The 14,315-nt window shown below is 63.1% G+C and carries 11 protein-coding genes and 1 riboswitch; of the genes, 6 read left to right on the top strand and 5 right to left on the bottom strand.

What is annotated here, in order from left to right; translation table 11 throughout:
• From IOC61_RS06255 to IOC61_RS06245, 3 genes are all read right to left on the bottom strand, one after another.
• Window positions 1-2,046, bottom strand: coding sequence for a hydantoinase/oxoprolinase family protein (locus IOC61_RS06255; protein WP_195688005.1), 2,046 nt, complete (start codon window positions 2,044-2,046; stop codon window positions 1-3).
• Window positions 2,047-2,202: 156 nt separating this feature from the next.
• On the bottom strand, window positions 2,203-3,594 hold the full coding sequence (locus tag IOC61_RS06250; RefSeq protein WP_229332970.1) for a purine-cytosine permease family protein: 1,392 nt from the start codon (window positions 3,592-3,594) through the stop codon (window positions 2,203-2,205).
• Window positions 3,595-3,984: 390 nt separating this feature from the next.
• Window positions 3,985-4,623, bottom strand: a complete 639-nt coding sequence (locus tag IOC61_RS06245; RefSeq protein ID WP_195688004.1) for a class I SAM-dependent methyltransferase — start codon at window positions 4,621-4,623, stop codon at window positions 3,985-3,987.
• A 43-nt stretch (window positions 4,624-4,666) separates the two neighbouring features.
• Between IOC61_RS06245 and IOC61_RS06240 the strand changes: the two genes are divergently transcribed.
• From IOC61_RS06240 to tenA, 6 genes are all read left to right on the top strand, one after another.
• Window positions 4,667-5,074 carry a VOC family protein gene (locus IOC61_RS06240; RefSeq protein ID WP_132041328.1) on the top strand — a complete coding sequence of 136 codons (408 nt, stop codon included), beginning with the start codon at window positions 4,667-4,669 and terminating at the stop codon, window positions 5,072-5,074.
• A gap of 83 nt (window positions 5,075-5,157) precedes the next feature.
• Window positions 5,158-5,550, top strand: a complete 393-nt coding sequence (locus IOC61_RS06235; protein WP_195688003.1) for a DUF4870 family protein — start codon at window positions 5,158-5,160, stop codon at window positions 5,548-5,550.
• Between the two features lie 3 nt (window positions 5,551-5,553).
• On the top strand, window positions 5,554-6,495 hold the full coding sequence (locus IOC61_RS06230; protein WP_195688002.1) for a lysophospholipid acyltransferase family protein: 942 nt from the start codon (window positions 5,554-5,556) through the stop codon (window positions 6,493-6,495).
• A 316-nt stretch (window positions 6,496-6,811) separates the two neighbouring features.
• Window positions 6,812-8,365: a glucan biosynthesis protein gene (locus IOC61_RS06225; protein WP_195688001.1), complete on the top strand. Its 1,554-nt coding sequence runs from the start codon at window positions 6,812-6,814 to the stop codon at window positions 8,363-8,365.
• The gene (mdoH, locus tag IOC61_RS06220; protein WP_229332969.1) at window positions 8,352-10,265 is read left to right on the top strand and encodes a glucans biosynthesis glucosyltransferase MdoH; all 1,914 of its coding nucleotides are present in this window, start codon (window positions 8,352-8,354) and stop codon (window positions 10,263-10,265) included. The genes IOC61_RS06225 and mdoH overlap by 14 nt, the downstream gene beginning before the upstream one ends.
• A 41-nt stretch (window positions 10,266-10,306) precedes the next feature.
• Window positions 10,307-10,430, top strand: a riboswitch (TPP riboswitch).
• Between the two features lie 72 nt (window positions 10,431-10,502).
• Window positions 10,503-11,171: a thiaminase II gene (gene tenA, locus IOC61_RS06215; RefSeq protein WP_195688023.1), complete on the top strand. Its 669-nt coding sequence runs from the start codon at window positions 10,503-10,505 to the stop codon at window positions 11,169-11,171.
• Between the two features lie 134 nt (window positions 11,172-11,305).
• Here the strand turns inward: tenA and IOC61_RS06210 are convergent, their stop codons facing one another.
• Both IOC61_RS06210 and IOC61_RS06205 read right to left on the bottom strand, forming a co-directional pair.
• Window positions 11,306-12,343, bottom strand: coding sequence for a YeiH family protein (locus IOC61_RS06210; RefSeq protein WP_229332968.1), 1,038 nt, complete (start codon window positions 12,341-12,343; stop codon window positions 11,306-11,308).
• Between the two features lie 256 nt (window positions 12,344-12,599).
• Complete coding sequence (locus IOC61_RS06205; protein ID WP_195687999.1) at window positions 12,600-14,231, bottom strand: GMC family oxidoreductase; 1,632 nt, start codon at window positions 14,229-14,231, stop codon at window positions 12,600-12,602.
• Window positions 14,232-14,315 lie beyond the last annotated feature (84 nt).

The following is a 14,315-nucleotide window of genomic DNA, read 5'->3' as shown; positions in this document are numbered from 1 at the left end:
TCATGCCTCCTCTCCCGACTGAATCAGTTGAATGCGAATATTCTTCCACTCATCGATCGATGCCAGCGTATCGGGCGGTACCACGGTGGTGGAGTCCAGCTGGTCGATGATGGCGGGACCGGAGAACTCGAAGCCTACCGGCAGGGTTGTCCGATCGTAGACCGGCGTCTGGTGCCACTGCCCCTCGAAGTAGACCTCGCGGTGTGCATGCGGCGCTGCCTGGGCACCCGGCTGGCGCTCACTGCGCGGAAACTCCGGCTTGGGGGTCTTGCCCACGGCACGCAGGTGAAGCTGGTAGATCTCGACGGGAAGCGCATTCTGGCGGAAGGAGAACTGCCGCTCATGCTCCTGGTGGAACATCTCGATGGCATCCTCGAGTGACGCATCCCCACTGCCCATCGCCACCTGCAGGGAACGCCACTGACCCTGATAGCGCATGGAGATGCCACGCTGCAGGACCACATCGGCATCGGCGACGCCCTCGTGGCGCAGCCTGTCCACCGCCTCATCCTCCAGCGACCGGAACTGGCGCTCGAGGTCTTCCAGGTCGGCACTCTCCGCCGCCGCGGTATACATCATCGAAAGGTCGTGCTGGATATCCACCAGCAGGCACCCCATCGCCGAGGTCACCCCGGGATTGGGGGGCACGATCACCGCCGGGATACCCAGCTCCTTGGCCACCTCGGCACCGTGCAGGGCACCAGCACCGCCGAAGGCGATCAGGGCGAAGTCACGCGGGTCCAGGCCACGGCGGATCGATACCAGCCGCACCGCATCGGCCATGTTGGCATTCGCCACCTGGATGACCGCCTGTGCCGCCTCGGCCGTATCCAGCGACAGCGGCTGGCCGACACGCTCCTCGATGACCTGGGTCGCCCTGTCCCGATTCAGCTCGAGTGCGCCGCCGGCAAGCACGGTGCCCAGACGGTTCAGCGCCAGGTTGGCATCGGTATTGGTCGGCTCCGTGCCCCCACGCTCATAGCAGGCCGGACCCGGGTCGGCACCGGCAGACTGCGGGCCATTGCGCAGGGCCCCGGCGATGTCGATATGCGCCAGCGAGCCCCCGCCGGCACCGACGGTCAGTACCTCGATGCTCGGAAACACGATGGGGTGCCCATACTCCACTCCCCACTGCTTGGTCACGCGCAGCTCACCATCATGGATCAGCGAGATATCGGTGGAGGTGCCCCCCATATCCAGCCCGACGGCATTCTGATACCCGCACTGCTCGGCGATATGCCTGGCGGCGATCGCCCCCGCGGCGATACCGGAGGCCGCCAGGCGCACCGGGAAGTGCTTCGCCATGGCCGGGGTCATCGAGCCACCACCGGAGTGCAGCAGCAGCAGGTCGTTGTCGTAGCCGCCCGCACTCAACTCATCGTCGAGCTGCTTGACGTAGTCCGACACCAGCGGACCCAGCACCGTATTCGCCACCGCGGTATTGAAGCGATCATGCTCGAATATCTCGGGCAGGATATCCGATGACGTCGAGACGCTCGCCTCGGGAATCTCCTCCTCGAGGATCTCCCGCATGCGCTTCTCGTTCCCGGCGTTGGCATAGGAGTTGATGAAGCACACCGCTACCGTGGTGGCACCACGCCGCTTGAGCTTGCGAGCCAGGATGCGGGCCTCCTCCTCATCCAGCGGGGTCACGACCTCACCGGCGTAGTCGACGCGCTCGGTCACCTCGAAACGATCGCGACGGCGGATATAGGGCCCACTCACATCCTCGTAGGCATCCCACAGATTGTCCTTGGTGCCGTCGCGAATCTCGATCACATCGCGAAAGCCCTTGGTGGTGACCAGTGCCGCCTTGGGGAAGCGACGGGTGATCAGCGCATTGGTGGCAACGGTGGTGCCGTGGAAGAACAGATCCACGTCCGACAGATCGATCTCGCCACGCCGCACCCCGTCGATCACGGCCTGCTTGGGGTTGCTTGGCGTGGAAGGAACCTTGGTGACGCGGAACGCTTGAGTCTCTTCATTATAAATACACACGTCGGTAAAGGTTCCGCCGGCATCGACGGCGACTCTTAACTTGGACATAGTGATTCCTCTCTTGTTGTAGCGGCTGTCTTTTATCAGCTTTAGTTTCTGCAACTTCAGTTGCTGTAACTACTGTTAGTTATGGTTGTTTATCTATCTTTCTATCGCGGCAAAACAGTGACTACCGTGAATCAAGTTACGCGACCGATTCGATAGCTACTTGAGGCTGGCCACGTACCACTCCGCCTTGGCGAAACGCAGGCCCATTGAGTAGGTCATGTAGGCACACAGGAAGGTGGCCGGCGCGGAGAACCCGGAGACCGAAGGAAGTTGCATGATCACGATGCCGACCAGCGCGGCTCCGCACCAGGCCATCAGCCCACAGGGGTTGAAGGCAGGGATATAGGCATTATTCAGTTCCACATGGCCATTGAAGCGGTCCTGATAGGTGCGGGACAGAATGTGCGCCAGAGCGACTCCCACCCAGGCGACCACGAAGACTCCCTGATAGGCCAGGGCCTGAAGAATGTAGGAGAAGACATCCGCCATCATCAGCACATAGGCGATCACGCCTATCATGCAGCCCGCCAGCACCTTGGACAGGCGAATTCCCGTCACCTTGCGTACAAAGGATTCGAAATTGACGGTTGCGAGATAGAAGTTGGCCGTATTGATACGGCTCTGGGTCACCCAGACCAGCAGCAGCCCCCCAACTCCCATCAACTCCAGCAGGCCCAGCACGATGGAGGCCTCGGACAGCCCATCCGTGGGGATCATTGAATCGAGAAGGATGCCGACAACACCGCTGAACAGGAAGGTCATGGCATAGAAGGGGATCCCGAAGGTGATACGGGCATGAAACCCCGAGTCCTTCTTCCGCCCAAAACGCGCATAGTCGAAGGTGAACATCATCAGCACCCAGACGCCCATGTAGTAGGCAAAGGTATGCAGCCAACCCCAGGGAGAAGCTCCGCCCACCGGAACACGGGTCAACCAGCCCGACGGATAACCGAACTCCGCCACGGCCATGCCAACCGCAACCAGCATGCCGAGCACATAGACTGGCAGCAGCACGCCATTGAACTTGTCCAGCCAGTGTTGCACGCTACCGAATATCAAGGCGACGCCGAATATCACCACGATCGCCGTGGCCAACGGCATGGAGAGGTTTCCACTCCACTCCGACAGCACCAGAGCCATGACATAACCTTCGAAAACCGCGTAGTAGAGGGCGGTGGCAAAGAAGATCAGCGTGGCGACAACGGCACCGAAGTGGCCAAAAAGCACCTTCGAGAAAAGCGCAACGGTCAACCCCGTCTTCATGGAGTAACGGCTGATGATCCCATTGATCAGGCCATAGGCAATCACCGTCAAGACAATGCCCAGCAAGGCGTTGGCTGTGCCATAAGTGCGCGCCATGGCAGCTGCCACCACCATATAGAAGATCGCGCTACATACCGCCCACCAGGCCATCATCAGGTTGACACGCGGCATTCTTCCCTCTTCCGGCACAGGGCGTTCGGAAAAGTCGAGGTCTTTAGCCTCACTATTGGCGGCTTCTTTTTTCATTGCTTTCTCCGTTGTTATTGTATGCCTTTCTTTATGCATAGTTATATTGCATAAGGCTCACATAGGGAGCGGCTAATGGAATACCGAGCAAGATCATGTCGAGTGTGCAGTTGTTACTCTTTAACTGCCTTCGCGTTTACGTCGCTGACCGGTACCCACACACCTTAGGCAGAAAGCCATGGGAAGCGTTTGTCTCAGGGTGCACTGTCGATTGGCATGGCGTGCACTTCGGCCACCCATGCCATAAAGGGGGCGGCCACAATGACAAGCGGAAATTACCGAGGGGTTCACTACGAATACGCTAATGATTAATCAGCGAATAAAAAACCGTCGCGACTGACATTATCCCCGGAACCCTTCAGCCTGGGCCAGGTGTGATACGCCGTTGCGCGACTTCACCGGTGCGCGACTTAATAGCGAAGGCGAACGTCAGCGACGCTGCAGCAACACCACATCGGCGGCGGGAAACTCGACGTTCAGTTCGAGCTCGTCGGCCAGCCAGCGAAAGGTGGCCTCGCTGAAGAAACTTACATGGGTGGGGTCGAGGATATAGTGCCAACACGTGAAGGCGGCATGGTCGGTGACCCGCTTGGTCATCAGCCCGAGCCAGCCACCGGGCCGTAAACGCTCCACCAACCGCGCAAGCTCTTTGCCGGGTGAGAACAGGTGCTCGGCCACCTCGGTGGCGGTAATGAAATCGTAGGTGTGCTCGAGCACCGACGGGTCGTGCGCATAGAAGGGGTCATAGATCGCCATGGGATGTCCGGCCTCCTCGAACATCACCGATAGCGTCGGTCCCGGGCCGGCACCGAAGTCGAGCCCACGAGCTCCCGGTTCGAGCCTGGCATGCAGGGGCTCGAACAGCCGCGCCAGGAAGCGCCGATAACCGGGGTCATCCGGCGAGTTCTGGTGCTGATCGTATACCGCCCTCTCCTCCTCGGGGGCAAGCCGAAAGGCCGGTGGCACGAAGACCAGGGTGCAGCGCTCACAGCGGTGGTAGTCGCGCCGCGCATCGCGGTGATAGAAGGCGGTATCCGCGGATGCGCATAGCGGGCAGGTCGGCATCATCGTATCCTCTGGGGCAACACCCCTATTCTCCAAGGAGAGACGAATGCTGTCAGGTCTGGACCATCTGGTCATCACCGTGACCGATATTTCCCGTGCGGTCGACTTCTACTCCCGGGTGCTGGGGCTGGAGGTGCGCTACCGCGATCGCGAACGCGTCGACCTGATCCTCGGCGACATGGCGCTGCGCCTACACTGGACGGCCACCGATATCGAGCCCCGCGCCGGCACCCCCACGCCCGGCAGCCTGGATCTCTGCCTGCGCAGCCTGCTGCCGCTGGACGAGGTGGCCCGCCACCTACAGGCACTCGACGTGGAGATCGAGCTGGGGCCGGTACAGCGTCAGGGCGCCACCGGCCAGATCGAGTCGCTCTACCTGCGCGACCCGGACGGCAACCTGCTGGAGATCAGCCGCCCGCTGCGCAGCACTCCAGAAACCGACGACGCACCCTGATCCCCCGACGGTGGCATTGCCGCCCTCGCCGGGTATCATGTGTGACACCGATTTCCATAAAGAACCAGGACGTTAGCCCCGCCATGAGCGACAACCCGCAGCGTGAAAACCCGCACAGTGAGAACATCGTCATCGAGCATCCCGAGCCGGTCGACACGACGCTCCCCATGGTCATCTATGCCCTCTATCTGGCGAGCATCATCACCGGCGGCCTGACCGCCCTGGTCGGCGTGGTGATTGCCTATGTCTATCGCGGCAAGGGCCCCGAATGGCTCGAGCGTCACTACCGCTATCAGATCCGCACCTTCTGGATCGGTCTGCTCTATTTCTGCCTGGCCGGCGTACTGATGTTCGTGCTGATCGGCTTCGTCCTCTGGCTGGTGGCCGTGGTGTGGCTGGTGATTCGCTGCGTCAAGGGCTTCAAGGGACTCCAGGAGAAGCGCTCTCCCGACAATGTGGACACCTGGCTGGTGTAACCCATGGCCAAGGCTCCTTCTCGTACAAGCACCCTTGTCAGCACTCTCCAGGCCCGCGCTATCGAGAGATTGTGGCGAACGCTCGCCGGTCGGCGCCTGACCACGCTATGGCGGCTCGCGCGCCTGGTCGGCCCGCTGGTGCATCGCTTCAGCCGCCGCGAGCGTGACGTCACCGAGGCCAACCTGGCCCAGGTCTATCCAGAGAGTAGCCCCGCCGAGCTGCGCCGCCTCGCCCGCGAGAGCCTGGTCCACTCCTCCGCCACCATGCTCGAGATCGGCTTCGCCTGGATGGGCAGGCCAGAGCGCATCGAGACCTCCCTGCTGGCCATTCACGGTCGTGAGCTGCTCGACGAGGCGCGTGCCGAGGGGCGCGGGGTCATCGTGCTGGCCCCTCACTTCGGCAACTGGGAGGTGCTCAACTTCTGGCTCTCCAGCCACTTCCCCTTCACCGCCATGTACGAGCCGCCCAAGCTCGGCGAGCTCGACGCCGTGACCCGGGCCGGGCGCGAGCGCATGGGGGCAAGCCTGGTGCCAACCAACCCGCGTGGCGTGGCGGCTCTGCTCAAGGCACTGAAGCGCAGCGAGGCGATCGGCATCCTGCCCGACCAGGAACCGAGCTGGGGCAGCGGCGTCTTCGCCCCCTTCTTCGATCGGCTGGCCTATACCGCCACCCTGCTCCCCAAGCTCGTCGCCCGCACCGAGGCCCGTGTGGTCACCGGGGTGGCACGCCGTATCCCCGGGCGGGGCTTCGAGATCCACTTCCTCGCGGCCGATGAGCGTGTCTACTCACCCGATGAGGTCGAGTCCGCCACCGGAGTCAACGCCTGCGTCGAAGCCGCCATCGCCCTGGATCCGTCCCAGTACCAGTGGGAGTACAAGCGCTACCGCAAGGTGATCCAGGAGCAGGAGGGGCATCACGAGCCTCGGCGCTTTCGGATCTACTAACACGGCTACCGCGGCTGCCGGTTGAGTGGCAGCACGCCTGGACGCTGGTTCACGGCCGGGTCGAGGTCACCCGGTTACACCTGTACGGCAACGCTGCCGCGCGTGACGTGACCCTGGCGGCCAAACGCACCACCCTGCTCCCCAGGTGATTGACCCCATACGAGGAACGATCTCGGCACGACACTGACCAACACTCCAGCATCCGCTATCCTGAATCCAGATAGCGGCACCTCAAAGAATAATAACGATATACAACATGGCCCCCTGGACCGGCTTGCGCAGGGATTGCCGGCGGGATCCCGAGGAGAGTCACCGCATGACATCGCTGATCCGCTTCCTGGCACTCTCGCTGGGCGCGGCACTGGCCATGGAAGCCAACGCCACGCCCGAGACCGAGGAGGCACTGTTCGACACGATCACCGCCCGCGCCGAGCGCCTGGCCGAGTCCCCTTACCGCGCGCTCGCCAACGAACAACCGGCGGCCCTGGCCGAACTCGACTACGACGCCTATCGCCAAATCCGATTCCGCCCCGAGCGATCCCTGTGGCATGACAGCGAGGGGCTGTTCGAGGTGCAGCTGTTTCATCCGGGGTTCCTCTACGACCACCCGGTCGCTCTTAACCTGGTCGCGCCGGACGGCGAGGTGCACCACCTACCCTTCGACGCGTCTCGCTTCCGCTACGAGGACGACGCGGCCCACCTGGCGGAGCTGGAGTTCGACGACCTGGGCTATGCCGGTTTCAGGCTCCACTATCCGCTGAACAGCGGTAACTACCGCGATGAATTCATGGTGTTTCTTGGCGCCTCCTACTTCCGGTTGGTCGGCAGGAAGCAGGGCTACGGACTCTCGAGTCGCGGCCTGGCCATCGATACGGCCTCACCGCAGGGCGAAGAATTTCCTGCCTTCCGCGAGTTCTGGCTGGTCGAGCCCGGCCCCGAGGCCACGCGCATGACCGTGTATGCCCTGCTCGATAGCCCCTCCATCACCGGTGCTTACCGCTTCGATATCGCCCCCGGTAGCCAGACCGTCGTCGATACCGAGGCACGGCTGTTCGCCCGGGAAGACATTGCCAAGCTAGGCGTCGCCCCGCTGACGAGCATGTTCATGCACGGCGATATCGCCGCTTATCCCTCCGACGACTATCGGTTGCGGGTCCACGACTCCAGCGGCCTGGCCCTGCAGACCGGCAGTGGAGAGCGCATCTGGCGTCCACTGAGCAACCCGGAGACGCTGCATCTGTCGAGCTTTCAGGACAGCGCGCCGCAGGGCTTCGGCCTGGTTCAGCGACCACGCCACTTCGACGCCTACCTGGACGCCGAAGCCCGCTACGAGGCGCGTCCCAGCGAGTGGGTGACGCCCCTCGGCGATTGGGGAAAGGGACACGTCGAGCTGGTCGAGATTCCATCGGACAGCGAGACCAACGACAACATCACCGCCTACTGGGTCCCCGAGCGCCCCCTCGAGGCCGGCCAGTCGCGTACCTTCCGCTATCGGCTGCGCACCCTTGGTGTCACACCGCCGCACCAGCAGCTCGCCCACGTGATTCGCACCCGCCAGGGATGGGGCGCCATCCCGGGACAGAGTGACCCGCCTCCGGCCAGCCGACGCCACTTCATCGTCGACTTCCAGGGCCCTACCCTCCAGGGGCTCGATGATGACCAGCCAGTGGCGGTGCGCCTGACGACCTCCAGCGGCGATATCCTCGAGCCGCGCGTCCAGCGTCTCCCGGATGGCGAGACTTGGCGCGCCGCCTTCCGCCTTGCCCCGGAAGGCGATGCCCCGGCCGATATGCGCCTGGCGCTGACCCTGCACGGCGAACCGCTGACCGAGACCTGGAGCTATGTCTGGTATCCCGATGAACGTCGCTGAGCCCGAGATCGCCAGGGTCCATGTCCCCTGGCGTCGCACCCGCCGGCTGGTCTTCGCCCTGCTGGTCGCCGTCACGACGGGCTTAGGCATGTGGACGATGTTCCGCATTCTCCACGTCGGGGGCCTGACCCCCTTGGAGTTCGCCATCCTGACGCTGTTCAGCATCACCTTCGGCTGGATCGCCATCGCCTTCTGGAGCGGCATAATCGGCTTCACGCTGACCCTCGCCGGCCGCGATCCCGTGAGTCTGGCCCGAGTGTCGTCGCCACGACGGCCCAACGATGTCCACTCACGCACTGCCCTGGTGATGCCGATCCACAACGAGGATGTCGAGCGGGTCGCTGCCGGCCTCGAGGCGACCTGCCGCGACCTGTCGCCGATCCCCCTCGAGCACCACATCGAGGCCTTCGTGCTCAGCGACAGTACCGACGCGACCATCGTGAGGCATGAAAAGGCCGTCATGGCGGCCCTGCAGGAGCGGCTGGCCGACCACTGCCGGCTCCACTACCGGCATCGCGACAGCAACGCCGGGCGCAAGGCCGGCAACCTCGGGGACTTCTGCCAGCGCTGGGGGCGATACTACGACTTCATGCTGGTACTCGACGCCGATAGCGTGATGAGCGGCGATACCGTGCTCGAGCTGATCGCTCAGATGGAGGCCAATCCGCGCCTCGGCCTGCTGCAGACGGTGCCGATCCCGGTCCGCCAGGATAGCCTGTTCGGCCGCGCCAACCAGTTCGCCGCAGCGGTCTATTCGCCGATGCTCGCCACCGGGCTGAGCTTCTGGCAGTCCGACGCCGCCAACTACTTCGGCCACAATGCCATCCTGCGCGTCGAGGCCTTCACCCGACATGCGGGCCTGCCCGAGCTGCCCGGCCGGCCGCCCCTCGGCGGCGACATCCTCAGCCACGACTTCGTCGAGGCAGCCTTGCTGCGCCGCGCAGGCTGGGAGGTGCGCATGCGCACCGACCTCGGCGGCAGCTTCGAGGAGATGCCGAGCCAGATCCTCGACTACGCCAAGCGCGATCGTCGCTGGGTCCAGGGCAACTTGCAGCACCTGCGCCTATTGGGGGGACGCGGCCTGCACATGCTCAGCCGCGTGCATTTTCTGTGTGGCGCCCTGGCCTATCTCTCCTCGCTGATCTGGCTGGCGATCCTGGTGGTGAGCACCATCGACGCCTTGATGCGTGCGCTGATCGAGCCCAACTTCTTCACCTCCAATGCCCAACTCTTCCCCGACTGGCCGATCGCCCCGCCCAACCTGATCATGCCACTGCTCGTCGGCACCCTGGCGATGCTGCTGATGCCCAAGGTGCTGGGCGTCTGCCTGGCCCTGAGGCGGAGCCCGGCCCAGTACGGCGGGCGCGCCCGACTAGTGGCCAGCGCCCTGCTGGAGGCCATATTCGCGATGCTGATCGCGCCGCTGATGATGCTCTTCCACAGCCGCTTCGTGATCGAGGTGCTCAGCGGGCGCACCGTGACCTGGGATCCTCAATCCCGGGAGGGGCGCGCCCTGCCCTGGCGCGAAGCCCTGCGCCATACCTGGCCGGGCACCCTGGTCGGCGCCCTCTGGGCCGGCATTACCTGGTGGGTCACGCCGACCTTCTTCTGGTGGTTAACCCCGGTCTGGCTCGGCCTGCTGCTGGCCGCCCCGCTGGTACGATGGAGCAGCAGCCTGTCCCTCGGCCGGGGGCTACGCCGACGGGGCCTGCTGCTGGTGCCCAGCGAGACCTCCCCGCCCCCCGTGCTATGCGAGTCTCCCCCGCTGCTGAAGATATTCCGTGGTGGCGAACCCTCGTCACCGCCGAGAGAGCGTCACTGCGATATGCCAACCCAGTCTTTCATTCACTACAGGGCCGAGCCGCCGACCACCGGGAAGCGGCTTACCCTGGATGAGTGAGGCCAGAGATGTTCGTCAACTACCAACCTGCTAGACTGGTCTTTCGCTTGACGGGGTGCCGGTGGAACCGGCTGAGATCGCCATACGACAATCACTGTCGCCACGGCGAGGCCCGTTGAACCTGATCCGGCTAGTACCGGCGTAGGAATCAAGCGGTAGCCAGGCCACCTCTCTGTCCCTACCCTCCGCCTACGCCCTACCTCATATGCCGGATGTCTTATCCTGACTGGAGGCATGATGGGCTATCGATTCAGCGATCTTACGCAGGCCTGCCAAAACGACTGGCGCGCCTATATCGAGCACGACTTCGTGGCTCAGCTCGCCGCCGGCACCCTGCCGGAAGAGGCATTTCGTCACTACCTGAAGCAGGACTACCTGTTTCTGATCCACTTCGGGCGGGCCTATGCGCTGGCGACCTACAAGAGCCGCGACATCACCGAGCTGCGCCATAGCCTGGATGGCCTGAAGACCATCATCGATGTCGAACTTGGTCTGCATATCGACTACTGCCGCGAATGGGGCATCTCGGAGGCCGACCTGGCCGGCCTGCCGGAAGCCCGGGCGACCATGGCCTATACCCGCTATGTACTGGATACCGGCAACCGTGGCGACCTGCTCGACATGCATGTGGCCCTGGCCCCCTGCCTGGTCGGCTATGGGGTCATCTCCCAGTGGCAGGCCAAGCAACCCTTCACCGTTCGCGGTGAGGCCAACCCCTTCGAGAAGTGGCTGCAGATGTATGCAAGTGACGAGTTCCAGGCCGCCATGCACGACGAGATCGCCTGGCTCGACGCCCGCCTGGCCGATGTCACGCCCGAGCGGTTCGAGCAGCTGGCCACCATCTTCCGCGACGCCACCCGCCTGGAGGTCGACTTCTGGCAGATGGGGCTGGACCTCGCCGACTGACTCCTCCCTGAGCATGACGCCGTCTCATCCGGTGCCATGAAACGATCACGCCGGCCCAGGGGCCGGCGTGATCGTTGTTACTCATCCCGTAATGTATCGGGTAGTGCCCGTAGCCGGGCGACCGGGGCCACGAATTAAAGGCTTACCAGGCCTGTCTGGATAAATACCAGCACCAGCAGCAGCAGGAACAGTGTCTCGGCCACCATCAGGATCACCGGCTTCCAGCCCACCACGGCCAGCTTCTGGAAGGATGTCTTGATACCCAGGGCGGCGATGGCAGTGACCAGGCACCAACGCGACATCTCGGTGAAGCCATCGACCACCACCGGAGGAATCCATCCGAGGCTGTTAACGATCACCAGGGCGACGAAGGCCACCAGGAAGCTCGGCAGCATCGGCACCTTTTGATCGCCCCCCTCTTCCTGACGCTCACGGCGAAACAGGAACATGAACACCATCACCGCCGGTACCAGCATGGCCACGCGCAGCAGCTTGACGAAGGTCGAGACATCGCCGGTATCCTGGGAAATCATGTAACCGGCACCCACCACCTGGGCCACGTCATGGATGGTGCCACCGAGGAAGATCCCCGCTTCGGTATCACTGAGGCCCAATATCCCCACAATCAGCGGATAGGTGACCATCGCCAGGGTGGAGAGCGTGGTCACGCCGGCCACCGTCATGATGGTGTTGCGTTCATGGGTAGCGTTACGCGGCATCACCGCCGACAGTGCCAGCGCGGCCGAGGCCCCACAGATCGCCACCGAACCACCGGTGAGCAGCCCCATATCCCGATCGAGCCTCAGCAGGCGTGCCATGACCGCACCAAAGGCGATGGTGAAGGCCACCCCGCAGATGACGGTCAGCACCGGGCCGATCCCTAGCTCGGCGACCTCCTCGATGGTGATCCGCACCCCCAGCAAGGCCACACCGAGGCGCAGGATAGTCCGCGCCGAGAACTCAACGCCGGCCAGGCAGCGTCCCTCCTCGGAGAGGAAGTGCAGGGTCATGCCGAACAACAGCGCGTATAGCAGGGTTGGACCACCATAGTGATCGGCAATGAAGGTCGTGGCCAAGGCGATCGTGATGCAGATCAATACACCCGGCATTCTTTGCTGAAAGGCATCCATCAGACGCGTCGGGGAAAACCTGGAGACTTCGAGACTGGACATGAAAGTTACTCCCTCGGCGGTCTGGGCCAGACCAGATTGCCGCCTTTGTCGACAGGGGGCGCCCAACAGAGTAAGCGTCCCGCTTATTATTGGAATCATCGGCTCGAGTCGGCCTGAATCCTGGCCGCACCCGCTGGGTATGGGGCTCGTGCGCAGGCGGAATGCACATGGTGGCCCTCATGGCGCATGGTGCCTCGACCACCCTGTCAGAGTTAGCGCCAGTTGATGGGCGTGGTTGAGACCAACCACTTGCCTCTCAGGCGGCGCCACACGTTACCCCATGCGACGCCTTGATCATGTCGGCCGCCTTCTCAGCGATCATGATGGTGGGCGCATTGGTGTTACCGGAGACGATCACCGGCATGATCGAGGCATCGACCACGCGCAAACCTTCCAGGCCATGCACACGCAGCTGATCATCCACCACCGACATGGTGTCCTGCCCCATCTTGCAGGTCCCCGCCGGATGATAGATGGTCTGGCTATACTGGCGGGCCGCATCGAGAAGCTCCTCATCACTCTGGTACCGAGTCCCGGGCACATACTCCTCGGTGATAACCTCGGCCAGCGGCAACTGCTCGGCGATACGTCGTGCAACCTTGATCGCATCCACAGCAACACGACAGTCCTCCTCCGTGCTCAGGTAGTTGGGCTGGATCGAGGGGTAGACTCCAGGATCTGGACTGGTGATACGGATTGACCCGCGACTGGTGGGTCGCAGCTGACAGACCGAGGCTGTAAAAGCGGAGAAGGGGTGCACACCTTCGGCCGGCTTGTCGGCAGACAGCGGCTGCATATGAAACTGGATATCCGGACGCTCCAATCCATCCCGCGACCGGGTAAAGACGCACACTTGGCTGGCGGCAAGGGTCAGGGGGCCTTTGCGAGTCAGCGCATACTGAGTGCCCACCGCCAGCTTCCTGAGCGGGTGGCGCACCTCGTCATTGAGCGTTCGACAGCGCGTCTTGAACACCAGCCGGATCTGCAGGTGATCCTGAAGGTTCTCCCCCACACCGGGCAGCTCATGGAGGCACTCGACACCGACCTCGCTCAGATGCTTAGGATCGCCGATACCCGAGCACTGCAGGATCTGGGGCGAGCCTATCGCGCCGCTGGACAGCAGCACCTCGCGATTAGCCCTCACCCGCTGCACCTGTCCCCCCTGGTGATATTCCACCCCCACCACGCGCTTGCCTTCCAGCAGCAGCCGCTGGCAGTGAGCACGCTTGATTAGTGTCAAGTTGTTGCGCCTTAGCGCCGGGCGCAGAAACGCCTTGGCCGTCGAGCAGCGGAAGCCCTTGTAGGACGTCTGCTGGAAATAGCCGACTCCTTCCTGGGTCGCCCCGTTAACATCGGGGTTCTCGGGAATTCCTGCTGCCTTGGCTGCCTCGATAAAGCGCTCGGCAATCTCACGCCGTAGCCGCAAGTCCGACACCTTCAACGGCCCCCCGGTGCCGTGGAACGCGTCGGCGCCACGCTCCTGGCACTCGGATTTCTTGAAGTACGGCAACACCGCGTCGTAGTTCCAACCAGTGTTGCCGACCGCGGCCCAGTCGTCGTAGTCCTCACGCTGGCCGCGAATGTACAGCAGCCCATTGAGGGAACTCGACCCGCCCAAGACCTTGCCACGGGGCCACTGCAGCCGGCGCCCCTTGATGCCCTTGTCGGGATCGGTCAGGTAGCACCAGTCGGTGGCCGGGTTGTGCATGGTCTTGAAATACCCCACTGGGACATGAATCCAGGGGTTCCAGTCGGCTCCGCCGGCCTCCAGCAGCAGCACCGACACCTCAGGATTCTCACTAAGGCGATTGGCGAGGACACAGCCCGCCGAGCCGGCACCGACGATCACGAAGTCGTAGGCGCTTTGCGTTGGAGTTGTTGATTTCATTGCAATCCACCATTTATTTGAGACTTTTTGTATCAATTATGCTGATACAAAAAAACCAAACGGTCAATATCGATACAAAAAAAC

It is taken from the genome of Halomonas sp. KAO (genome assembly GCF_015595025.1).
Lineage (GTDB): Bacteria > Pseudomonadota > Gammaproteobacteria > Pseudomonadales > Halomonadaceae > Halomonas.
Note: the sequence above shows the minus strand (reverse complement) of the source record. Positions and strands in the feature narration are given on the sequence as shown.

What these genes read in the sequence shown, in the direction of transcription:
- IOC61_RS06250 (WP_229332970.1), bottom strand. Translation starts at nt 3,594, where the DNA reads ATGCATAAAGAAAGGCATACAATAACAACGGAGAAAGCAATGAAAAAA.
- IOC61_RS06235 (WP_195688003.1), top strand. Translation starts at nt 5,158, where the DNA reads ATGAGCGACAACCCGCAGCGTGAAAACCCGCACAGTGAGAACATCGTC.
- IOC61_RS06210 (WP_229332968.1), bottom strand. Translation starts at nt 12,343, where the DNA reads ATGTCCAGTCTCGAAGTCTCCAGGTTTTCCCCGACGCGTCTGATGGAT.
- IOC61_RS06240 (WP_132041328.1), top strand. Translation starts at nt 4,667, where the DNA reads ATGCTGTCAGGTCTGGACCATCTGGTCATCACCGTGACCGATATTTCC.
- IOC61_RS06255 (WP_195688005.1), bottom strand. Translation starts at nt 2,046, where the DNA reads ATGTCCAAGTTAAGAGTCGCCGTCGATGCCGGCGGAACCTTTACCGAC.
- tenA (WP_195688023.1), top strand. Translation starts at nt 10,503, where the DNA reads ATGGGCTATCGATTCAGCGATCTTACGCAGGCCTGCCAAAACGACTGG.
- IOC61_RS06245 (WP_195688004.1), bottom strand. Translation starts at nt 4,623, where the DNA reads ATGATGCCGACCTGCCCGCTATGCGCATCCGCGGATACCGCCTTCTAT.
- IOC61_RS06230 (WP_195688002.1), top strand. Translation starts at nt 5,554, where the DNA reads ATGGCCAAGGCTCCTTCTCGTACAAGCACCCTTGTCAGCACTCTCCAG.
- mdoH (WP_229332969.1), top strand. Translation starts at nt 8,352, where the DNA reads ATGAACGTCGCTGAGCCCGAGATCGCCAGGGTCCATGTCCCCTGGCGT.
- IOC61_RS06205 (WP_195687999.1), bottom strand. Translation starts at nt 14,231, where the DNA reads ATGAAATCAACAACTCCAACGCAAAGCGCCTACGACTTCGTGATCGTC.
- IOC61_RS06225 (WP_195688001.1), top strand. Translation starts at nt 6,812, where the DNA reads ATGACATCGCTGATCCGCTTCCTGGCACTCTCGCTGGGCGCGGCACTG.